Annotated in this window: 22 protein-coding genes and 1 tRNA gene; 13 read left to right on the forward strand and 10 right to left on the reverse strand. The window is 21.9% G+C overall.

Annotated elements, in window-relative coordinates; translation table 11 throughout:
• Positions 1–6: 6 nt before the first annotated feature.
• Genes dcd through hemC form a run of 3 tightly spaced genes read right to left on the reverse strand, consistent with a single transcriptional unit; the run spans position 7 to position 2,283 of the window.
• Complete coding sequence (gene dcd, locus C9I82_RS01580) at positions 7–564, reverse strand: dCTP deaminase (RefSeq protein WP_115956105.1); 558 nt, start codon at positions 562–564, stop codon at positions 7–9.
• 29 nt (positions 565–593) lie between these two features.
• Positions 594–1,352: a uroporphyrinogen-III synthase gene (locus C9I82_RS01585; RefSeq protein ID WP_115956106.1), complete on the reverse strand. Its 759-nt coding sequence runs from the start codon at positions 1,350–1,352 to the stop codon at positions 594–596.
• The gene (gene hemC / locus C9I82_RS01590) at positions 1,315–2,283 is read right to left on the reverse strand and encodes a hydroxymethylbilane synthase (RefSeq protein ID WP_115956107.1); all 969 of its coding nucleotides are present in this window, start codon (positions 2,281–2,283) and stop codon (positions 1,315–1,317) included. The genes C9I82_RS01585 and hemC overlap by 38 nt, the downstream gene beginning before the upstream one ends.
• Positions 2,284–2,680: 397 nt before the next feature.
• On the opposite strand from hemC, the gene corA reads away from it, so the two are divergent.
• A complete protein-coding gene (corA, locus tag C9I82_RS01595; RefSeq protein WP_115956108.1) occupies positions 2,681–3,640 on the forward strand; it encodes a magnesium/cobalt transporter CorA in 960 nt (319 codons plus the stop codon).
• Between the two features lie 45 nt (positions 3,641–3,685).
• A tRNA-Ile gene (locus C9I82_RS01600) sits at positions 3,686–3,758 on the forward strand.
• Between the two features lie 12 nt (positions 3,759–3,770).
• Here C9I82_RS01600 and C9I82_RS01605 read toward each other — a convergent pair.
• Positions 3,771–5,201, reverse strand: coding sequence for an amino acid permease (locus C9I82_RS01605; protein WP_115956109.1), 1,431 nt, complete (start codon positions 5,199–5,201; stop codon positions 3,771–3,773).
• Between the two features lie 75 nt (positions 5,202–5,276).
• Here C9I82_RS01605 and ndk point away from each other — a divergent pair, with 75 nt between their 5' ends.
• From ndk to guaA, 8 genes are all read left to right on the forward strand, one after another.
• Positions 5,277–5,711 (forward strand): nucleoside-diphosphate kinase, encoded by a 435-nt coding sequence (ndk, locus tag C9I82_RS01610; protein WP_115956110.1) that lies wholly within the window; start codon positions 5,277–5,279, stop codon positions 5,709–5,711.
• Between the two features lie 25 nt (positions 5,712–5,736).
• Positions 5,737–6,795 carry a 23S rRNA (adenine(2503)-C(2))-methyltransferase RlmN gene (gene rlmN, locus C9I82_RS01615; RefSeq protein ID WP_115956111.1) on the forward strand — a complete coding sequence of 353 codons (1,059 nt, stop codon included), beginning with the start codon at positions 5,737–5,739 and terminating at the stop codon, positions 6,793–6,795.
• A 926-nt stretch (positions 6,796–7,721) separates the two neighbouring features.
• A complete protein-coding gene (hisS, locus tag C9I82_RS01620) occupies positions 7,722–9,011 on the forward strand; it encodes a histidine--tRNA ligase (protein WP_115956112.1) in 1,290 nt (429 codons plus the stop codon).
• A 39-nt stretch (positions 9,012–9,050) separates the two neighbouring features.
• On the forward strand, positions 9,051–9,617 hold the full coding sequence (locus C9I82_RS01625; RefSeq protein WP_115956113.1) for a YfgM family protein: 567 nt from the start codon (positions 9,051–9,053) through the stop codon (positions 9,615–9,617).
• A 17-nt stretch (positions 9,618–9,634) separates the two neighbouring features.
• Positions 9,635–10,765, forward strand: coding sequence for an outer membrane protein assembly factor BamB family protein (locus C9I82_RS01630; RefSeq protein ID WP_115956114.1), 1,131 nt, complete (start codon positions 9,635–9,637; stop codon positions 10,763–10,765).
• A 25-nt stretch (positions 10,766–10,790) separates the two neighbouring features.
• Positions 10,791–12,185: a ribosome biogenesis GTPase Der gene (gene der, locus C9I82_RS01635; protein WP_115956115.1), complete on the forward strand. Its 1,395-nt coding sequence runs from the start codon at positions 10,791–10,793 to the stop codon at positions 12,183–12,185.
• 83 nt (positions 12,186–12,268) lie between these two features.
• Positions 12,269–13,738 carry an IMP dehydrogenase gene (guaB, locus tag C9I82_RS01640; protein WP_115956116.1) on the forward strand — a complete coding sequence of 490 codons (1,470 nt, stop codon included), beginning with the start codon at positions 12,269–12,271 and terminating at the stop codon, positions 13,736–13,738.
• 31 nt (positions 13,739–13,769) lie between these two features.
• The gene (gene guaA / locus C9I82_RS01645; RefSeq protein WP_115956117.1) at positions 13,770–15,353 is read left to right on the forward strand and encodes a glutamine-hydrolyzing GMP synthase; all 1,584 of its coding nucleotides are present in this window, start codon (positions 13,770–13,772) and stop codon (positions 15,351–15,353) included.
• A 5-nt stretch (positions 15,354–15,358) separates the two neighbouring features.
• On the opposite strand, the gene glpK is transcribed toward guaA, so the two are convergent.
• The 4 genes from glpK to hslV form a co-directional block, all read right to left on the reverse strand.
• Complete coding sequence (gene glpK, locus C9I82_RS01650; protein WP_115956118.1) at positions 15,359–16,864, reverse strand: glycerol kinase GlpK; 1,506 nt, start codon at positions 16,862–16,864, stop codon at positions 15,359–15,361.
• Positions 16,865–16,917: 53 nt separating this feature from the next.
• Positions 16,918–17,706, reverse strand: coding sequence for an MIP/aquaporin family protein (locus tag C9I82_RS01655; RefSeq protein WP_115956119.1), 789 nt, complete (start codon positions 17,704–17,706; stop codon positions 16,918–16,920).
• A 185-nt stretch (positions 17,707–17,891) separates the two neighbouring features.
• A complete protein-coding gene (gene hslU, locus C9I82_RS01660; RefSeq protein ID WP_115956120.1) occupies positions 17,892–19,226 on the reverse strand; it encodes an HslU--HslV peptidase ATPase subunit in 1,335 nt (444 codons plus the stop codon).
• A gap of 33 nt (positions 19,227–19,259) precedes the next feature.
• Positions 19,260–19,784, reverse strand: a complete 525-nt coding sequence (gene hslV / locus C9I82_RS01665; protein WP_115956121.1) for an ATP-dependent protease subunit HslV — start codon at positions 19,782–19,784, stop codon at positions 19,260–19,262.
• Positions 19,785–20,066: 282 nt separating this feature from the next.
• On the opposite strand from hslV, the gene rpmE reads away from it, so the two are divergent.
• Positions 20,067–20,276 carry a 50S ribosomal protein L31 gene (rpmE, locus tag C9I82_RS01670; RefSeq protein WP_115956122.1) on the forward strand — a complete coding sequence of 70 codons (210 nt, stop codon included), beginning with the start codon at positions 20,067–20,069 and terminating at the stop codon, positions 20,274–20,276.
• Between the two features lie 8 nt (positions 20,277–20,284).
• On the opposite strand, the gene bamD is transcribed toward rpmE, so the two are convergent.
• The gene (bamD, locus tag C9I82_RS01675) at positions 20,285–21,034 is read right to left on the reverse strand and encodes an outer membrane protein assembly factor BamD (protein ID WP_115956123.1); all 750 of its coding nucleotides are present in this window, start codon (positions 21,032–21,034) and stop codon (positions 20,285–20,287) included.
• A gap of 27 nt (positions 21,035–21,061) precedes the next feature.
• Between bamD and C9I82_RS01680 the strand changes: the two genes are divergently transcribed.
• Positions 21,062–22,024, forward strand: a complete 963-nt coding sequence (locus tag C9I82_RS01680) for an RluA family pseudouridine synthase (RefSeq protein ID WP_115956124.1) — start codon at positions 21,062–21,064, stop codon at positions 22,022–22,024.
• 28 nt (positions 22,025–22,052) lie between these two features.
• Here the strand turns inward: C9I82_RS01680 and C9I82_RS01685 are convergent, their stop codons facing one another.
• A complete protein-coding gene (locus C9I82_RS01685; protein ID WP_115956125.1) occupies positions 22,053–23,261 on the reverse strand; it encodes a cupin domain-containing protein in 1,209 nt (402 codons plus the stop codon).
• Positions 23,262–23,421: 160 nt separating this feature from the next.
• On the opposite strand from C9I82_RS01685, the gene murI reads away from it, so the two are divergent.
• The gene (gene murI / locus C9I82_RS01690; RefSeq protein WP_115956126.1) at positions 23,422–24,225 is read left to right on the forward strand and encodes a glutamate racemase; all 804 of its coding nucleotides are present in this window, start codon (positions 23,422–23,424) and stop codon (positions 24,223–24,225) included.
• The last annotated feature ends 16 nt before the right edge of the window (positions 24,226–24,241 follow it).

Genomic DNA, 24,241 nt, shown 5'->3' on the forward strand with positions numbered 1-24,241 from the left:
AATTATTTATGTGTTTTTTTGATTTTTATATTTTGAATTTTTTCTTGTGTTATATGATTTTTTTACATAGCCTGATAATGTTTCAAAACATAATGCTCCTATAATCATTCCAGGATATAATATTAATGGTAATTTATTAAAATTGTAAAATTCTAGTACAATATTGCCACACCATCCTGGATCTATACGATTTGCTGTTATGTGTATCATTAAACCTATTCTAGCCAATGATGAACGTCCATATAATGTTCCAATTAAATTATTTGGTAAATTAACATATTCTTTTGTAATTCCTAGTGCCATTTCCTTAGGGTATAAATAAAATTTTTTATTGTTAGAAATGTTTATTTCTTTGCTAATAATTTTGTTTATTTTATTATTTTTATTCATTTCATATTTTTTTAAATCAATATATCCATTATTATTTTTATTGAATATGCGAAATTTATTACCTAAATGTATATCTATACTAACTTCTTTAATATTATTATTTTTAGGTTTTGGTTTTATAAGTATTTTACCATCTTTGATCCATTTTTTTATATCTTTATCGTATAGTTTCATTTATCATTTTCCTGTTTATATAAAAAATATTATTTTATTATAATTATTTTTTTTAATATTTTTATTAACGAATTATTATTTGCTTTGTCTGATATATAAATTTTTTTCCAACCTAATTTATATGCTATTTTTGCCAATCTTTTACTTATTACTATAATTTTACAATTTAATAGCCATTTAATGCGATCTTTTGGTGGTATTAATTTATATAATTTTTTTAAAATTTTTTTACTTGTTGCTACTATTTCTTTGATTTTGTGTTTTTTTAATTTTTTTCTTTCTTTTTTTTTATTTATTTTATTTTTTATTTGTTTATAGCATTCTATAGATATTATTTTTGTACCATTTTTTTTTAATTTTTTTATTAATTTTTTTCTACTATTATTACTTTGGAGTATTAAGGCAGTTTTTTTTTTTATATCATGTAGTTTTAATAAATCAATTAATGTTTCCATGTTTTCTATATTTTTAGGATAATTAATTTTTTTATTTATTTTTTTTTTTAATTTTAATGCAGTATTTTTTCCTATTGCATAATAAGTTGGTTTCATAGGCCATGTTAAGTATAATTTTTTTAAAAAATTATTAACATATTTTATTGTTTGTTGTGATAATACAAATATCAGATCTTTATCTTTTAATGAAGTAAATATTTTGGGTAATAATTTTAGATTTTTTCCTTCTTTAAATTTTATTAATGGTAAATTATATGTATTAAATCCTAGGTCAGATAATTTTTTTGCTAATTTTTTACCGTATGGGTGTGGTCTTAATATTAATATTGTCATATTTTTTTTTTATAAAAGATTTTATTATTTTTTTACCTCCGTTTTTAATTATTTTTTTTGCTAATTTTTTTCCTATAATATTTGCTTGTTGTTTATTTCCTATTTGTTTACCCTTTATAAGGTATGTTCCATTTATTGATCCTATTATTCCTTTTAAGCATATTTTGTTATTTTTAAGTTTTGCGTAACTACCGATTGGTAATTGACATCCTGAATTTAATTCTTTATTAAATGATCGTTCTGCTTTAATTAATATTTCTGAATCTTTATGATTTATTTTTTTTAATAAAGAAATTATTTTATAATTATTAATTAAGCATTCTATTCCAATTGCTCCTTGTCCTCCTGAAGGTAAAGATATATTTGTTGATATTATTTGGTTTATTCTATTTTTTAAACCCAATCTTTTTAGTCCTGCAACAGCTAATATTATTGCGTCATATTTTCCTAAATCTAATAATTTTAATCTTGTTTCTATGTTTCCTCTTATTGGTTTTATAAAAATATTTTTTTTATAATTTAGTAGCTGTGATTTTCTTCTTGGACTTGATGTTCCTATTATTGATCCTTCAATTAATGATTCTATTGTTTTATAATTATTTGATATAAATGCATCTAATGGATTATCACGTTTGCAAATGGCTGTTAAAATTAGTCCATCTGGAAGTTTTGTTGATAAATCTTTGACTGAATGAACAGCTAAATCTGCATCTTTTTTTAATAGTGCTATTTCTAAATTTTTAACGAAAATTTCTTTATTTAATTGATTGTTTAAGATTTTTTTTGATATCTCATTACTTTTTGTAATTACAGGTAATAATTCTATATTTATTTTAGGGTATATATGTTGTATTTTTTTTCTTACATATTCTGCTTGTATTATAGCTAAAGGACTATTTCTTGTTGCTATTTTAATTTTTTTTTTAAACATTTTTATTTGTTTTATTTTATCTATTTTTTTGAAATTGAAAAATTTATTTTTATTATATTTTATTTAGATAAAAAAAATTATTAATTTTAATGATTATTTATTATTTAACTTAAATATTTATTATATTCAAAATATTTATTTTATAATTATTTTTTTATTTTTAAATTAATGAGTAAAGAATATATGTTATTCATATTTTTATAATAAAAATTTATAAATATTATTTTTTATTTTATATAAAATATAATTATTGTAGCATTTATATATTATTTAGATTAACATTATTATGTTATTCATATTTTTTTAATAATAAATTATTGTTTTGATCATTTAATATTTATTTATATTTTATTTGATTTAAAATAGTAAATTTGTTGTTTTGAATTAGGATTTTAACATGTTAGCCATATTCAAATTAGATAATAATCGTTTAAAAAAGATAGATATAGAATCTAATAATGATGTAGAAAATTTTGAATCTTCTATATGGGTGGATTTAATTGATCCTAAAGATGAGGAGAGGGAATTTATACGTAATAAGCTGGGTCAGATATTAGCTAGTCGTCCAGAATTAGAAGATATTGAAGCTTCCGCTCGTTTTTTTGAAAATGAAGATGGTTTACATATACATTCTTTTTTCTTTTTTCATAATTCCATAGAAAGATCTGGTAATTCTACTGTCGCTTTTACAATAGTTGATAATAGATTGTATACTTTGCGAGAAAAAGAATTATTAACTTTTAAGTTATATTTTATTAGAATAAGTAAACAAAAATTAATTAATGGTAATGTTTATGAGTTATTTTTAGATTTATTTGAAATTAAAGTTGAACAACTTGCTGATGAAATTGAACATATGTATAGTTCTTTAGAAAAATTAAGTAAAATTATAATGGAAGGGCAACAAGGTGATGAGTTTGATGAAGCATTATCTATATTAGCTGAATTGGAAGATATAGGATGGAAGGTTAGATTATGTTTAATGGATAGTCAACGTGCTATAAATTTTCTTGTTCGTAAAGCTAATTTACAAATTAAACAAAGAGAGCAATCTAGAGAAATATTAAGAGATATTGAATCTTTATTACCTCACAATGAATCTTTATTTCAGAAAGTAAATTTTTTGATGCAAGTTGCTATAGGTTTTATTAGTATAGAACAAAATAGGATTATTAAGATTTTTTCTGTTGTATCTGTTGTTTTTTTACCACCAACTTTGGTGGCTTCTAGTTATGGTATGAATTTTATTTTTATGCCTGAACTTAAGTGGATTTTTGGTTATCCATTTGCTATAATTTTAATGATAGTTGCTGGTTTAGCTCCGTATTTTTATTTTAAACAAAAAAATTGGTTATGATTTTTAATTTTGTTTGACATATTTTTAATTTTTTATTAAATTTATGGCCCCTTAGCTCAGTGGTCAGAGCAAGCGACTCATAATCGTTTGGTCCCCCGTTCAAATCGGGGAGGGGCCAATATTTACATATTTATTTTTTATTTATTTTTTTTTTATAATTAAAATTCATGTCATTATATTTTATTATTTTACTTTTAAATATTATTTTATAGCATAACCAATTAGTTAAAAATAATGGTATGCCCATATAAGTTGTTATAATTTCTTTTAATTGTAAATTATTTGAAGATAGTGTTATATATGTTTGTCCTAAAGTTATTATCATACATAGTATAAAAGAAAAAATTGATCCTATTGGAAAATATTTACATTTATATGTTTTTTTTTTATTTTTATTTTTTAATTTTTTATAACCTATTTTAAATCTATAATGAATGATTATTATTCCTAACCATGTAATAAATCCTGTTATACTTGAAATTTTTATTAGTTCAATATAAATTTTTTGAATATTTGTTTTATAATATATTAAATAACATCCTGATATTATTGTTGTTAAATATAATGCATATTTAGGCACTCCATTTTTTGAAAGGTTTGAAAATATTTTAGGAGCTTTGCCATCCATTGCCAATGTGTATAACATTCTACTTGATGCATATAGTCCAGCATTACTTGAAGATAAAATTGCAATTAATATAATAAAGTTTATTATTGAAGCTGTATTTATTAATTTTGAATTTTTAAAAATTAAAGTAAATGGACTAATTATGATATTTTCTATATTATTTTTTTCTATTAAAAAGTTTTTTTCATGATTTGTTACTATTATTATAGTTATTATTACTGATATATATAATATTTGTATTATCCAAAATATTTTATTTATTATTTTTTTAATATTTTTTTGAGGGTTTTTAATTTCTTTGGCTGTTATTGCAATTAATTCTATACCCTGGAAAGAAAATCCTATAATTGTAGTAATATTTATAAATGTATAGATGTTATTTTTATAAAAATTATTTTTAATTGTTATCCAGTCTATTAAAATTTCTTTTTTTTGTATAATATTTATTATAGTTATACTTCCTATTATTAAAAATGTAAAAATAGCTACAATTTTAATTAATGATAACCAGTATTCTATTTCTCCAAAGTTTTTTATTGAAAGAAAATTAATTGAAAAAATAATAGTTAAAAATATTATTCCCCAAATATAACTGGGTATTTGAGGATACCAATAACCCATTATTATTTGAGTAGATACTAAATTTATTGTTATAGTAAGGACCCAGTTATACCAATAGTTCCATCCTAATGAAAAACCAAAACCTTCTTCTACATATTTTGATCCGTAATTCGTAAATGATTCGTATTTGGGTATTAATGTTGTTAATTCTCCGATAATGTTCATTAAGAAATAGATCATTATACTTATTAGTATGTATGAAATTATTGTTAATATTGTTCCATATTTTACAATAGCATTTCCTAATGATATAAATAAACCTGTTCCTATTGAACTGCCTATGGTCATCATTATTATATGTTTTATTTTCATTATTTTCTTTTGACTAGTATATTTTTTTATTTTATTATTCTATCCAATGTTGTTAAATAAAATAATAAAATTATTATGAATATAGAACAGACTTTATTAATTATTAAACCTAATTCAGTTTTAAATAATGTTATTGGTGAAATTTATAGTCGTTTTGAGAGATCTGGATTTAGAATAATTGCGGCTAAAATGTTATTTTTAAATGAATATCAAGTAAAATCCTTTTATATTTTGCATAAAGGTAAATATTTCTTTGATGATTTAATTAGTTTTATGTCATCTGGTCCAATTATTGTATCTGTTTTGGAATGTAAAGATGCAGTAAAACGTAATCGTGAACTTATTGGTCATACTGATCCATCTTTAGCTATAACTGGTACTATTAGATCTGATTATTCTGATAATTTAACTAAAAATGCTGTTCATGGTTCTGATTCAATTCGTTCAGCATATCGTGAAATAAAGTTTTTTTTTAATAAGAATGAAATTTTTTCTAGATTTATTAAATAATTTTATTATATTTTATAAGGTTTAAATGTCTAAAAAAATAAATTTATTAAATTTAAATAGAGAGGAATTATGTAAGTTATTTTTATCTATTGGAGAATATTCTTTTCGTTCTAATCAATTAATGTCATGGATTTATCAAAAAGATTGTTTGGATTTTACAAAAATGACTAATTTTAGTTCTAATTTAATTAATAAATTAAAAAAAATATCTTATATTCTATTACCTAAATTATTTAAAGTTTTTCATTCTTCTGATGGCACTATTAAGATTTTAATCGAAGTTGGACATAAGCAATATATAGAAACTGTATATATTCCATATAAGAATCGTATTACTTTGTGTTTATCTTCTCAAGTAGGTTGTTTTTTAGATTGTAAATTTTGTTGTACAGGAAAACAAAAATTTGTCAGAAATCTTTTTGTATTTGAAATAATTGGTCAGATTATATTAGTAAAAAAAATGATTAGTGATTTGAAATTAAATAATGGTAAATCAATTACCAATATTGTATTTATGGGTATGGGAGAACCGTTATTAAATTTTAAAAATTTGGTTACTTCTATTAAAATTATTTTAGATAAATTTGGTTTAGGTTTTTCTAAACGTAAGATTGTTATTTCCACATCTGGTATTATTCCTGCTATACATGAATTATTCAAAAATATTGATGTTGTATTGGCAATTTCATTACATGCATCTAGTGATGTAGTTCGTGATAGTATAATGCCTATAAACAATAGATATAAGATTAAAAATTTAATAAGTACCGTTGCTAAATATATGATTTCTTCAAAGGCTAATTGTGGAATTGTTTCTATTGAATATGTAATGATAGATGGTATTAATGATACTAAAATAGATGCTTTAAATTTGGTTAATTTATTAAAGAATATTCCTAGTAAAATTAATTTAATTCCATTAAATGATTTTCCAGGTTTAAATTATAGTTGTAGTAATTATGTAAATATTAAATATTTTTTTAAAATTTTAACACAATATGGTTTTATTGTTACTATAAGAAAGAGTAGAGGCACAGATATATATGCATCATGTGGTCAATTGTCTGGTGTATTTTTAAAATAGTTTTTTTTTTAATGGTAGTAAGTAAAATCTAATAATATTTTATTTTTTATATTTATGAATAATTTTCTAAAAATTTTAAAAACATATATTTTTATATAGTTATGAATTTTTTATTTTATAAAAAAAATTATTATATTTATTTATATTGTTATATTTGTATAAAATTATTTTTTTAAGTATTATGTTTATAATTTATTTTTATTTAATTCATTTGTAATTTTATTTTAATGAATTAATAGATTTATAAGTTAGATATATAATGTAATCTTTTTATTTAATATGTATTTATATTTTATTAAATTTTTATAATTAATTTAATTTTGTATTAATATATTTTTTTTAGTTTTATTTGTATTATAATTATTTAATATTTTTAAATAATTAAATATAATTTTTAATTATTTTTTAATAAATTTTAATGATTTTTTGATAATTAAATATTGTTATATGTTAATAGTTATATTAAGTTTTTTTAAATATTTTTATTTTTATTTTAAATTAAAATTTATTAAGTTATGTTTTATTTAGTAATTAGAATATTATTTGAGATATTTTAAACTTATTAGATATGTTTTATGTGAATTGTTTTATAAATATAATTTTAGAATAAATATTGGATTTTATTAAATTATTTTTATAAATATATATTTTATTATATTTTAAGAGGTTAATCTATTTTAATATATTATAGTTATGTATATTTAAATTTTGTATTTAATTTTATATAATATATTTAATTTCATATAATATTAAATATATTATATATCATTTTATAATATTTATTTGTTTTTATAATAGAAAAAATAATATTTTTTTTTAATCTATTAAATTATATGTTGTATAAAAAATATGATAATATTAAAGTTTAAATAATATTATTTATATTAAATATTGAATTTATTTTTGTTATTATTTATTAAGAGAATATGATTTTGTCTAGAAGTATTAGATCAATTCGTGGAATGAATGATTATTTTTTTGTTGATACTTTGTATTTACGAAAAATTGAATGTATTTTGAATAAAATATTATGTTTATATAACTTTAGTGAAATAAAGTTACCCTTAATTGAATATTATGATTTATTTAAATGTGCTATTGGTTCTATTACAGATATTATAGAAAAGGAAATATATGTATTTAGTGATCGTAGCAATAATAATATAGCATTACGTCCTGAAGGTACTGTAGGATGTGTAAGAGCTATTATTGAAAATGGTTTATTTTATAGTTTACCCTGTCGTTTTTGGTATAATGGTCCTATGTTTAGATATGAACGTCCTCAAAAGGGTCGTTATCGTCAGTTTTATCAATTTGGAATGGAAGTAATAGGTATTTCTGGCCCAGAAGCTGAAGTTGAATTGATTTTAATTTGTGATAGGTTATGGAAAAAATTAGGTTTAAATAATAAATTATTTTTGGAAATTAATACTATTGGTTCTTTAATATCTAGAAGGACTTATTTGGGTGTTTTAAAAGATTTTTTATTAAATAAAAAATCTTTTTTTGATAATTTTTTATGGGAAAAAATTATCAGAAACCCTTTAATTGTATTTGATATTAAAGATTTAAGTATTGTTGAATTAATGAAAGATGCTCCAATTTTGAATGATTATATTGATGATGTTTCTATATCACATTTTAAAGAATTATGTTTGATACTAGATTCTTTTTGTATTAAATATACTATAAACTATAAATTAGTTCGAGGCTTAGATTATTATAATAATACAGTTTTTGAATGGTTTACTAACGATTTAGGTGCTCAAAATACTGTTTGTGCTGGAGGTCGTTATGATGGTTTATTTAAAAAATTAAGTAAATACGATTTTCCTGGAATAGGATGTGCTATTGGTTTAGATCGTTTATTATTATTATTTAAAGATATGGACATTATTTTTAATAAATTTAAATCTAAGTCTATTCGTATAATTGGTGTAAATGATATCCGTGTGTTTTGTATACATTTAGCAGAAAAATTACGTGATTTGTTTTTTGATTTAAAATTATCAATTTATATAAATAATAAAATAACAAAAATTAGTAAGTATTATACTCGTGCTAAAAAAAATAATATTGATATTATTTTATTTATTGATAAAAATTATTTAAAACAAAATACATTTTTTATGTGTGATTTAAAATTTGATATAAAGAGAATGTTGTCGTATGATGACTTTATACAATATTTAAAAAATGTATTTAAATATTATTAATAGATAAAAAATAATTTTAATTTTGTTGTGTAAATATAAATGTTTAGTTTTAGATCATATTATAAAAAAATAGGTTTATATATTTTTATTTTTTTTGTTTTTTTTTCTTTTATTTTATTTTTTTTTCATAAAAAAAATAATATTATTATGTTAAATAAAAATTGTAATTATATATTTGAATATATAAATAAAGATAATTTGATTAATGTTTTTAATTATATAGAAAATAATCATAATATTTATGGTTTTATAAATATACTAAAATTATCTAAGTATTATGTTGATATTAATGAATTAAAGAATGCTGAGTTTTGGTTAAAGTATGGTATTAGATATATTGAAGATGATAATTTGAAAGCAATTTTTTCTATTAGACTAGTACGTATTTTGTATCAGGAAAATAAATTCATTGAATCTTTATCTATTATTAAATATTTTGTTAATATTGATAGTTGGAAATATATTTTTTTAAATATTAAAGGTGATATATTGATGAGCATAGGGGATAGAGATAATGCTAAAAAAATTTGGTTATATATTTTAAATAATGATAATAATGATTTTTTGAAACATTTAATTAAATTAAAGATTAACAGTATTTATTAATGAGTTATTAGTATTTTATGAATGTTTTTCGTTTATATTTTTTAATATTGTTAATATTTTTTTTAGGTTGTACAGATAATGATTATATTCATTTTATGAATAAACCTTATTTAAAGAAAGTATGGCAAATTAATATTGGAAAATATAATAATGAATATTATAATTATTCATTTTCTTTTAATAAAGATATTATATTTATTTATAATTATTCTGGTATTATTAAGGCAATATCATTAAAAGATGGTAAACAAAAGTGGTTTGTAAATTTATCTTGTAAATATAAAAAATTTAGAAATGATGGAATTTTTTTATTAGGAAATATTTGTGTAGATATAAAAAATATATATTTTGGTACTGAAAATGCTAAATTATATTCTATTAATTTTAGTAATGGAGTTATTGATTGGTGTGTTGATGCTGCAGGGGAAATTTTATCTAAGCCATTTTTATTTAATGATTTAGTTTTAGTACATACTGTTAATGGTGTATTACAAGCTTTTAATAAAAATAATGGTGAAATTAAATGGAGTATTTTTTTAGGATATTCAAATTTTGGGGTTAGGGGTGAATCAGAACCTGTGATGTTTAATAATTTAATTATTATTGGTAGTGATAATGGTTTTATTAATGTAATTTCCCCTTATGATGGCAAATTAATATGGAAAAAATTTATTTCTTATCCATATAAAGATAATTTTAATAATATGATTGATGTAGATTATACTCCTATCATTTATCATGGTGTAATATATTCCTTATCTTCTAATGGTTGTTTTTTAGCTATTGATTTTATTTCTGGAGATATATTGTATAAATATGATAATAAATTTATTAAAAATATTTTTATTTATAATAATTGTATTTATTTATTAGATAATATGAATTATTTAATATCTTTAAATATAGATAATTATTATATTAAAAGTCAACGAATGTTACCATTTAAATATGATTCAATATCTTCTATTTTATATAAAAATTATATTATAATAGGTGATAATTTAGGTTATTTATATTTAATAGATATTAATAATTTTTCTGTTTTTTTTAGAAGTAAAATTAGTAATTTTGGTTTAAATATTATTTTTTACAAAAATAACAAGTTATTTATTTTAGATAACAATGGTTGTTTGTTTTTTTATAATTAATTAAAATTTTATATGATTAATATTTATGATTCCAATTATATCTTTAATAGGTAGAACTAATGTAGGTAAATCTACATTATTTAATATATTGACTGGTACTAAATCTGCCATAGTTAATAAATTAGATAATTTTACTCGTGATTGTAAATATGGGTATATAAAACGATTTGATAAAAATTTTATTATTATAGATACTCCAGCTATTCGTTCTATATTAGATAAAAATGATTATTGCATTTTAGAACAATCTATTTCAGCAATTAATAAATCTAATATTATTTTTTTTATTTTAAATGCAATTGATGGAGTTATGTCTGATGATTATTTAATATCAAATATATTAAGAACTAAAAATAAATTTGTTATATTAATAATTAATAAAGTAAATGATAAAAATTCTGTTTTTCAATTTTATTCTTTGGGTTTTAAAAATATTTATTTTATTGATTGTTTTAGTAAAAAAGATATTCTTTCTTTATTTTGTAAAGAAATATATCCAATTATATTTGATTATATTGGTAATAATTTTTATTCTGAAAAAATATTATTTGATAAATTAATTATTAATTCAAATTATTTTTTTTGTTCAAATAAATTTTCAAATAAAATGCAAAATAATATTAAATTGGCTTGTATTGGTCAGCCAAATGTAGGTAAATCTACATTAATTAATAATATTTTAGGAGAAAAAAGATTAACAGTTAATAGTTTGCCAGGTACGACACGTGATAGTATTTATGTATATATAAAAAGAGGTTTGTATAATTATATTTTAATTGATACTGCTGGTTTGAAAAAAAATAAAATAGGTAATAAATATAATAATTTAGATGAATATTCTATATATCAATCTATTAAATCAATAGATTATGCTGATATTATATTACTGATTATTGATGTTAATTTAGGATTTTTAGATCAAGATTTATATTTATTAAATTTAATAATATCGAAGGGTAAATCTTTTATAATTATAGTTAATAAGTGTGAAAATATTTCTTTATCATTGAAAAAAAATATAAAATTAAATATTTTAAATCGTATTAGTTTTATTAATAATTTTGAAATACATTTTATTTCAGCTTTATATGGTTATGGTATAAATAATATATTTAATTCTACTGAATTTATTTTTAGTTTATTTAAAAATAAATTTAGTTCTAAATATTTAACTAATATTCTTTTAGAAGCTATTAATAAGCATTGTTTACCTGTCGTTAATGGTCGTAGTACAAAATTAAAATATGCCCATTTTGGAGGATACAGTCCTTTTATGATTATTATTCATGGAAAGGTAATAAAAAATTTATCTCGTTCTTATAAACGTTATTTAATAAATTATTTTAGTAAATCATTAAAACTAGTTGGTATATCTCTTATTATTAAATTTAAAGAGGCTAATAATCCATATATTAATTAGTTTGTTTTAAAAAAGGTTAGAAAGATTTTTTCTAATATGTATAATATATTAATTAGTCTTTTTATTATGGATAATTATTATTAATGATTAAAATTATTAATGAAGCTTTTACTTTTGATGATGTACTTATAGTACCTGCATTTTCTGAAATTTTACCGGTTGATGTAAATATTAGTACTAAATTAACTAATAATATAAATTTAAATATACCTATAATCTCTGCGGCAATGGATACTGTTACAGAATCAAGATTAGCTATTGCTTTAGCTAAAGAAGGAGGTATTGGATTTATTCATAAGAATATGTCTATTATAAATCAGATCAATGAAGTAAATAAGGTAAAGAGGTATGAAAGTGGTATTATAGTTGATCCTAAAGTTGTTTATCCAGATACTACCCTAAAAGAAATTAATGATTTAACTAGAGCTAATGGTTTTGCTGGTTATCCAGTTGTTAGGTATGGTACTAATGAATTAATTGGTATTATTACTGGTAGAGATGTAAGATTTGTAAAAGATTTAAATAGTACTGTTTCTTCTTTTATGACTTCAAAGGATAATTTAATTACAATTAGTAAATATGATACTCATAAGGAAGTTTTAGAATTGATGCATAGATATCGTATAGAAAAGATATTAATGGTAGATAAAAATTTTTGTCTTACAGGCATGATAACTGTAAAAGATTTTATGAAGTCTAAAAAGAAACCTTATTCTTGTAAAGATAGTACAGGAAGATTAAGAGTTGGTGCTGCTGTAGGTATAGATAAAGATAGTGATGAACGTGTTTATTCATTAGTTAATGCTGGAATTGATGTTTTATTGATCGATTCTTCTCATGCTCATTCTAAAAAAGTATTAGATTTTATTAGTAAAATTCGTCGTGAATATATTGATATAGATATTATTGCTGGTAATGTTGTAACTTCTGATGGAGCTTTATCTTTATTAAAAATAGGTGTTAATGCAATAAAGGTTGGTATAGGTCCAGGATCTATTTGTACTACTCGTATAGTTACTGGTGTGGGTATACCTCAGATTACTGCTATTTTAAATGTAGTTAAAGTACTTAAAGATGTAGATATACCAGTAATTTCTGATGGAGGAATTCGTTTTTCTGGTGATATAGCTAAGGCTATTGTTGCTGGAGCATCTTGTGTTATGATTGGTTCTTTATTTGCAGGAGCTGAAGAATCTCCAGGAGAAATAGAATTTTATGAAGGTAGAGCTTTTAAAGTGTATCGTGGGATGGGTTCTCTTGGAGCAATGTCTAAAGGTTATTCTAATCGTTATTTTCAGGATTATAAATCTATTAGTAAATTAGTTCCTGAAGGTATAGAAGGAAGAGTATCATATAAAGGAACATTAAAGGAAATTTTATATCAGCAGATTGGAGGATTAAAATCTTGTATGGGATTAACAGGTTGTTCTACTATTTTTGAATTACAATCTAATGCTAATTTTGTTCGTATTACTAATGCTGGTATGGCTGAAAGTCATGTTCATGATGTTAATATTACTAAGGAATCTCCTAATTATCGTATAAATTATTGATTTTTTTATTTTATGTTACAAATTATGAGTTATGTCTTATAAAAATATTTATAAAAATTATATAATGGTTATTGATTTTGGATCACAATATTCTCAATTAATTGTTAAAAGAATTAGGGAAATAGGTGTTTATTGTGAATTATTTGCTAGTAAATATGCTAAAAAATTAATTAGTAAATTTAAACCATCTGGTATTATATTATCAGGTGGTCCTGATAGTGTTACTCGTTTTAATAGTGTTAAAATTCCTGATTTTATATTTTCAATTGATGTTCCTATATTAGGAATTTGCTATGGTATGCAAGCAATCGTGGTACAATTAGGAGGTACTGTAAATAGATCTATTAGAAGTGAATTTGGTTGTACAAAATTAAAAATATTATCAAAGAGTAAATTAATTAATGGTTTTAGGAATGATTCATTATTATATACTAATTATAATTTAGTAAATGTTTGGATGAGTCATACTGATCAAGTATCTAGTATTCCTCATGGATTTAAAAAAATAGCTAGTACAAAAAATTGTCCATATGCTGTTATAGAGAATATTAATAGAAAGATTTATGGATTACAATTTCATCCAGAGGTTACTCATACTATAAATGGTAATATTATATTTAAAAATTTTGTTGTTAATATTTGTAAATGTAAATTATTATGGTCTCCTTTTAAAATTATTGATCAGATTGTATCTGATATTCGGGATACTGTAGGTAATAATAAGGTTATTTTAGGTCTATCAGGAGGAGTAGATTCTTTGGTTACAGCTATTTTATTACAGAAAGCTTTGGGTAATAAGTTAATTTGTATATTTGTTGATAGTGGAATATTATGTATTAGAGATATTATTAGAATAATTTCTAAATTAAAAGAAAAGTATAAGTTAAATGTAATAAGTATTAATGCAGAAAAAAAATTTTTTAAATATTTATCTGGAGTAACTGATCCAGAATTAAAACGTAAGATTATAGGTCATGTTTTTGCTGAAATTTTCAACAATGAGTTAAAAAAAGACAAAGATATAAAATGGTTAGCTCAGGGTACTATTTATTCAGATGTAATTGAATCTATTTCTATACTTAATAATAATAATTATTTTATTAAATCTCATCATAATGTAGGTGGATTACCAAAAAATATGTTTTTTAATTTAATAGAACCATTAAAGTTATTTTTTAAAGATGAAGTACGTACAATTGGTTTAAAACTAAAAATACCGTATGATATGATTTATCGTCATCCTTTTCCAGGACCTGGTCTGGCTATTCGTATATTAGGTGAAGTAAAAAAATCTTATTGTTTATTATTATCTCAAGCTAATGATATTTTTATTGAAGAATTGCATAGATATGGTTTTTATAAAAAAGTCAGTCAAGCTTTTGTTGTATTTTTACCAATTCGCTCTGTAGGTATAATGGGAGATATACGTAAATATACATGGGTTGTTTCATTAAGAGCTGTTTTAACAAAAGATTTTATGACAGCTGAATATGTTAAATTACCATATTTTTTACTTGATTGTGTTTCTCGTAGAATTATAAACGAGGTAGATGGAATATCTCGTGTTGTTTATGATATAACAAGCAAACCTCCTGCTACTATTGAATGGGAATAATATTTTTATTTTGTCCATGCTCTAGAATATGCAATTGCTTTTTTCCAATTTTTGTACATATTTTTTCTTTTTTGTTTTTGCATTTTAGGATGAAATATATGTTCTATAATAACTTTAGATTTTAATTCTTCTAGATCATTCCAAAAACCAACTGCTAATCCTGCTAACCAAGATGCTCCAATAGATGTTACTTCTGTTGTTTTTAATCTTTCTACACAAGTTTCTAATATATCTGATTGAAATTGCATTAAAAAATTGTTATTTACTGCACCACCATCTACACGTAAAGATTTTAGTTTTGTTTTTGCATCATTTTGCATAGCTACGAGTACATCACATGTTTGCCACGCTATTGATTCTAATGTTGCTCTGATTATGTGATTTGCATTGACCCCTCTTGTTAATCCAAATATTGCTCCTCTTGCATATGGGTCCCAATATGGCGCCCCTAAACCAGTAAAGGCAGGAACTACATATACTCCATTATTATCTTTTACTTTCATAGCAAAATATTCAGAGTCAGATGAATCATGTATTAATTTTATTTCGTCTCTTAACCATTGTATAGCAGCTCCTCCTATAAATACTGCTCCTTCTAATGCATAATTTACTTCTCCTCTAGGTCCACATGCAATAGTCGTTAGTAAACCTTCATTTGATGTTACGGCTTCTTTTCCTGTGTTCATTAACATAAAGCATCCTGTTCCATATGTATTCTTAGCCATACCAGGGTATACGCAAAGTTGTCCATATAGTGCTGCTTGCTGATCTCCAGCTATTCCTGCTATAGGTATTGGATTATTATTATCACCATTTATATTCGTATATCCATATATTTCAGATGAAGATTTTAATTTTGGTAATATTTCTATAGGTATATCCAAAATATCTAATATATATTGATCCCATTCTAAAGTATGTATATTAAACATCATAGTACGTGATGCATTTGTATAATCAGTTACATGAACTTTACCATGTGTCATTTTCCAAATTAACCATGAATCTACAGTACCGAATAAAAGATCTCCATTTTTAGCTTTATTTTTTGCTTCTTTTACGTTATCTAAAATCCATTTTACTTTTGTGGCAGAAAAATAAGGATTTATTACTAAACCATGTGTTTTTTTAATGTATTTTTCTAATCCTTTTTCTTTTAGAATATTACAATAATTAGCTGTTCTTGGATCTTGCCATACAATTGCATTATATATTGGTTTACCAGTTTTTTTATCCCATATAATTGTGGTTTCTCTTTGATTACTTATTCCTATAGCTGCTATTTCTTCTGGTCTTATATTGTTATGGTTAAGAACTTCCATTAATGTATTATTTTGTGAATTCCATATATCCATGGGATCATGTTCTACCCATCCTGGTTTAGGATATATTTGTTTTATTTCACGCTGAGAAACTGCAACAATATTAGCATTATGATTAATGACTACTGATCTTGAGCTAGTTGTTCCTTGATCTAATGCTATAATATATTTCTTATTTGTTTTCATTATAATCCATTCCTAGTAGGATAGTTATTAGTTTTTTATTTTTAAAATAAAATCATTTATTCTTGTTTATGTAAATGAGGTTTTATATATTTTTTATAACTAAATACTCCTATATTGGCACCTAATATTGGTCCAAATATTGGTATTAAGAAATATGGTATTTTTCTTCCTCCTGTAAAAACAATATTCCCCCATCCTATTAGCCACGTGAATAATTTTGGTGCAAAATCTCTTGCTGGATTAAGAGCAAAACTAGTTAGTGTACCTACTGAACTTCCTATTACACCTATTAGTAATCCAATAATTAATGGAGATAAATTTTCATTATAATTATTGTCAGTTAATATCATTATTATAGTCATAAATATTATGGTTATTATTGTTTCTATTACAAATGCTTGATATATATTTATATAAGAGTTTGGGTATGTGGAAAATATACTAGCTAAATATATCCAATCTTTACTGCCCTTTATTAAGTGATGCTTGAGTTCAAAATTAATAAATAGATTATAATATAAACAATAAATTAATGCGGTTGCAAAAAATGCTCCACATATTTGTGATAAAATATAGGGAATTACATCTCTTTTTTTAAAATATGAATGCATCCATAATGCTATAGTAACTGCAGGATTTAAGTGAGATCCAGAAATAGTGTTGCTTATATATATAGCCATTGTTACACCCATTCCTGAAATTATACTAATTTCCCATTGACCAAAGTTTGCTCCAGTTAATTTTAATGCAGCACAGGATCCTGTAATAAAAAATATTATTAACCCGGTTCCTAAAAATTCTGCTATACATCTTCCTCTTAAGTTAGAATCTATTTTTTTGTTCATAAATATAATCCTTGAAAATATATTATAAATTATTGAAAAAATATTGTTTGTAGGTTATTTTTTTATTGGTATTTGAAACTTAAAATTATATTATTTTTTTTTATATAAAATAATTTATTTTATTTGAATTTTTTAAGTTAATTTTTATAAATATAAAATTTATATTTATATATATTTAATTATTATTAAAGTATAAATCTACTTATATCTTCATTTAAAATTAATTTATCTAAATGTGAAGAAACATATTTAGCATTTATTATTATAGTTTCACCTTTACTATCGTTTGCATTAAAAGAAATTTCTTCCATGAGTTTTTCTAATACAGTATGTAATCTACGTGCTCCAATATTTTCTGTTGATTCATTTACTTGCCATGCAGCTTCTGCAATTTTTTTAATACCCTTTTTTGTGAATTTGACATTAACTTCTTCAGTTTTCATTAATGCTATGTATTGCATTGTAATAGATGCACTAGGTTCAGTTAAAATTCTTTGAAAATCTTTTACTGTTAAAGCTTTTAATTCTACTCTTATAGGTAGTCTTCCTTGTAGTTCGGGAATTAGATCTGAAGGACTGACTGTTTGAAATGCTCCTGAAGTAATAAATAAAATATGATCTGTTTTTATCATACCATGTTTAGTTGCAACTGTACATCCTTCTACTAATGGTAATAAATCTCTTTGTACTCCTTCTCTTGAAACATCTGATGATGAGTGTTCACTTCTTCTGCATATTTTATCTATTTCGTCTATAAAAACGATACCGTTTTGTTCTACAGAATCTACGGCTAATTTTTTAATTTCTTCTGGATTTATTAATTTAGATGCTTCTTCTTCTATTAATAATTTCATTGCATCTTTTATTTTTATTTTTCTCGTTTTTTTCTTTTGTCCACTAATGTTTTGAAACATGGATTGTAATTGGTTTGTCATTTCTTCCATACCTGGAGGGGCCATTATTTCTATTCCCATTGTTGGTACTGTTAAATTTATTTCTATTTCTTCTTCATTTAGTTTTCCTTCTTTTAGTTGTTTGTAATAATTTCTTCTTTTTTCTATATTTGATTTTTGTTTTATATTTTCTTGATTCCAATTATTTTTATCTATTGGTGCTAGTACATCTAGTATTCTATTTTCAGCAAATGTTTCTACTCTGGATTTATTTTTATCTATTGCTTGTATTTTTATCATTTTAGCTGCTGTATCTGTTAAATCTCTAATAATTGAATCCACTTCTTTACCTACATAACCAACTTCTGTAAATTTTGTTGCTTCTACCTTTATAAAAGGTGCATCTGCTAGTTTTGCTAATCTTCTTGCAATTTCAGTTTTTCCAACTCCTGTTGGTCCTATCATTAATATATTTTTTGGTGTTACCTCTGTTCTAAGCTCTTCATTTAGTTGCATACGACGCCAACGATTGCGTAGTGCTATTGCTACAGCTCTTTTTGCATTTTTTTGTCCTATTATAAATTGATCTAATTTATTGACTATTTTCTTTGGGGTCATTTTAGACATAGAATGATCCTTTTTTGTTACTTGATTTTTATATTATAACATTTTAAAAGTAAATTTATTATTAGTATATATACATATTTCTGCAGCTATAGATAAAGATTTTTCTACAATTTCATATGCTGTTAAGGATGTGTATTCTAATAATACTTTTGCAGCAGCTTGTGCATATGGCCCACCTGAACCTATTGTAATTAATTTATTTTTATTTTCTGGTTTAATTATATCACCATGACCACTAACAATGAGTGAATTTTTTTTATCAGCCACTATTAGTTGAGCATCTAATTTTCTTAATAATTTGTCAGTTCTCCAATCTTTTGATAATTCAATTGCTGATTTTATTAATTTTCCTTGATATTTTTCTAATTTATGTTCAAATAATTCAAATAGTGTAAAAGCATCTGATGTACTTCCAGCAAAACCAACTAAAATTTTATTATGATATATTGTTCTTACTTTGTTTACATTGTTTTTCATAATAATATTACCTGTAGTTGCTTGGCCATCGCCTCCAATTACTACTTGACCTTGACGACTTACACTTATTATTGTTGTCAAAATGAAATCCTTGTTTTAAAATTTTAATATTCATTTTATGGTCAAATATAAGATAGTTTTTTTTAAATTTCAAGTATTAATACTTAAATAAGTTTGTTTTATACAAAATTATTAAATTTTCCTTATTTTTTTTCTATTTTATTTAATAATATTTATTTTATAATTTTATTATAGATTATAATTTTTTAATAAATTTTGATTTATTAATTTGCATAATTGTTTTTTTTGTTTTAATAATAGTATATTAATTTATTTTTTATATTATAAAATATAGGTTCATTTATGAATAAAAATATTCATCCTTCGTATAATAGTATAGTGGCTACTTGTTCATGTGGTAATATCATTAATATAAAGTCAACTATAAAAAAGGATATTTTTTTAGATGTTTGTTCTTTATGTCATCCTTTTTATACCGGACAACGTAAAATAATGGATACCAGAGGTAGAGTAGAAAAATTTAGTAAAAAGTTTAATAGAATTGGGTTTTAATTTTTATTTTATTTATTTATATCTATTATTTTTTTAATTAAATTTGTTTCTTTTAATAATTTTTTTTTTGTTAATGCATAATGCATTAATTTTAGTGCGTCTTTTGTGTATTTAGTATCAGGGTAATTATAGATCATATGTTTTATTCTATTAATTACAATTTTCCATTTTTTTTTTTTGAAATAAAATTTTGTAATTAATAATTCATTTTTTGATAATTGGTTTTTAATATAAATTAATCTTTTTTCTGAATCTTTTTTATATATACTATTTGGGTATTTTTTTATAATATTTAAAAAGTTTTTTTCAGATATTTTCATTAATGACATATCTTTTTCATCTGTATTTAATATAAAAAAATTATTGAATTTTTTATATGATATTTCCATATTTATTATTCCGTTCATATAGATCAGATAATCTTTATTTTCATATTTTGGGTATAATTTTAAAAATTTTTCTATAGTTGATTTTGCTTTATTTAATTTTTTATTTTTATAATATGCATAAATTAGATTTATTTTGATTTGTTTTGTGTATATTTCTTTATAATATCTTTGATCTATTTTTTTTAATTTATTTATAGCATTTTCATATTTTTTTTGTTTTAAAAGTTTTTGTGTTTTTATATATTCATTATAATAATATATATTATTTTTTATTTCTTTTTTTTGTGTTATATAAGAATACGCAATTGTTTTGTTTTGTATTAGATTTATTAATAGTAAAAATATTATTTTTATATATTTTTTTTTCATTTTAAATTTTATTTTGAGTTGTTTTTTATGTTTTATATTAAGCTTAAAGGAATAGTTTCAGAAAATCAATGCGGGAAAAGATTAGATTTAATTTTGGTTGATTTATTTCCTAATTATACACGTTCTTGTGTTAAGAAATGGATACTTAATGGTTATGTTTTTGTTGATAATATTTTAATTAATAAACCTAAAATGATTATTAAAAAATGTGTAAAAATTTTAGTTAATTTTAAATATATATCAAAAAGAATAGATTTACCTGAATATATTTTTTTAGATATTGTTTATGAAGATAATTTAATTATTGTTATAAATAAGCAATCTAATTTAATTGTTCATCCTAATCATAATAGTAATGGTGGTACTATTTTGAATGGTTTATTGTATTATTTTCCAGATATTAATGTTGTTCCTCGTTGTGGTATAATTCATAGATTGGATAAAAATACAACAGGTTTAATGGTAGTGGCTAAAACATTATATTCTTATTTAATGTTATCTAATGAGTTAAAAAATCGTAAATTTATTAAGGAATATGAGGCTATTGTTTTTGGTGATTTAATTAATGATGGAACAATTATTAAACCTATAAAACGTCATAAAATTAAAAGAGTTTGTATGATGGTTAGTGATGATGGTAAGGAAGCAATTACTCATTATAGTATAATATCAAAATATATTTATTGTACTCATGTAAGAATTTTATTAGAAACTGGTCGTACTCATCAAATTCGTGTACATATGTCTTATATTTCTCATCCATTGATAGGAGATATTTTATATGGAAAAAAAAAATATTTATCTGGTAAAAAACACATCATTATAAATAATGAATTACGTAGTTTTTCTAGGCAAGCTTTGCATGCTACTAGATTATTTTTTAAGCATCCTATTGGCAATATTTATATTAATTGTTTTTCTCCTTTACCTTCGGATATGAGTAGATTACTTTCTTTTTTATCTGATTATAAGATTACTAATGATTTTTAATTTTGTTTTTTATTTTTTTAAAATAATTTTATATAATTGGTGTTTTTTCTTTATTTAATGATTTTTTAAAATTTGAATTTAAATTTAAATGATCTTGTATCAGTTGTTCTGGTGTTAATGATAACCATTGTTTTAAAGATATATCTGCATAATATGAACTTTTAAATATTTCTAGAAATTTTAATGTTTCATTACCTATATTTTCTATATAATGTCCCATAGCAAATGGTATATATCCAACATCACCAGCTTTCATATCAAATGTTCTAGCTGTATCAGAAGATGCAAAAACTCCCATTTTTGCCTTTCCTATTATATAGTATTGCCATTCATCATTATTTGGATGCCAGTGTAATTCTCTTATTGCTCCTTTTTTTAATTCTACTAATGCAGCTGATATGTTTTTTGAAATTTTAAAATTAGATGTATCAGCTATTTTTATTTTTCCTTTTTTAAATTTTATTGCTTTTTTTACTGACATTTTATAGCTAAATTTTTTTTTGGAAATATATTTTTTGTTAATATTGTATTTGATTTTATTTTTTGTTCCTTGAAAAATATATTTTTCTTCTGGTTTTGGTAAAATATTAAAATTTTTTTTTGATATTTGAAAATTTTTAGATAATATATCTGTGGGTGTATGTTTAAACCAATCACTTAAGAGAAATGTACTATCTTCATCGAAATTACCATTATCAAAAGCTAGTATAAATTCACAACCATCTGGAATTAATCCTTGTATAGAATGTGGAATTCCTGGTGGAAAATACCATAAATCATCTGTTTTTATATTGTCTATAAAAAATTTTCCATTTGTATCCATTGCTGTTATCTGTGCATTTCCATATAACATATATGCCCATTCTGCTTCTTTATGCCAATGTAATTCTCTAATACCTCCTGTATTAAGACGCATATTTACACCTGATATTGTTTTTGATACAGTTAATTCTCTTTGTGTAATTTGTCTAGTCCATCCTCCACTTTCATTTCGAATGTGAGAATCGCTAAATGAAAATCTTAAATTTGGAAGAGTACCCTTGTCTGTTAATGGTGGATTTATAATATCTGGATTTTCTTGATCTCTTAACTCATTATGTGGACCAGGGTCACTTCCTCCTCTTGGTGTATTTAGATCAGATAATAACGATTTAGCATTTATTTTATTTGTTGTTGATATAGCTATTGCTCCGCTTGCAGCTAATTTCATAAAATTTCTTCTAGATATTAATTTCATAATTAATTTTATTTTCCTTATTATTTAGTTTTTAATATTAAAATATTATTTAAATAGTAAGATTTAATTTTGTATAATTAAATATTATTTTTTTTTTAAATATAATTATAAATTATATGTTTTTTTTTTATTTATTTTAAATATGATTTTATAAAAGAATATGAAAAATATACAATATATTTTAATTTTTGATTCTGGAATTGGTGGTTTGTATATTTATAAAAAAGTTAGTGAAAAATTACCTAATTATAATTATCTTTATTTTTTTGATAATATATTTTTTCCTTACAGTGAAAAATCAGAAGGATTTATTATTTTTAATACATTAAGAATAATAAGATCTATTATGAAAAGTTATTTATTATCTTTGATTGTTATAGCATGTAATACTGTTAGTACAATGATGTTATCATTATTACGTTCTTTAATAGATATTCCAATAGTTGGTGTAGTTCCTTCTATTGAACTTGCTGTTTCATTGACTAATAATGGTATAATAGGTTTAATTGCTACAAAAAATACTGTATCATGTTTATATATTAAAAAATTAGTTAAGAAATTTTCTAATAGATATAAGTTTTATTTATTGGGTTCTACTGAATTAGTACATATTGCTCAGAATAAGATATATGGGTTTGATATATCATTTGATAAAATTGTTTTTATTTTAAAATTTTTTACAGACATGTTGAAATTACCTGATGTAATAATTTTAGGTTGTACTCATTATTCTTTTTTATTATTGGAATTGGGTGAAATATTTGGTCCTAAAATTAAATTAATAGATTCCAGTTTAGTTTTTGTGAATCGTGTTTGTTCAGTAATAAAAAATAATAGTTATTTTTGTTCATATTTATATCCATTTAATAAAGTATTATGTTTAAAAATAGATAGTTCTTTATTAAATATATTTACTTTATTAAAAAAATATGGATTTATTGAGTTAGAACAGTTATATTTTTAATACAAAATTAAAATTT

The organism is Candidatus Purcelliella pentastirinorum (assembly GCF_003391335.1).
Classification (GTDB): domain Bacteria; phylum Pseudomonadota; class Gammaproteobacteria; order Enterobacterales; family Enterobacteriaceae; genus Purcelliella; species Purcelliella pentastirinorum.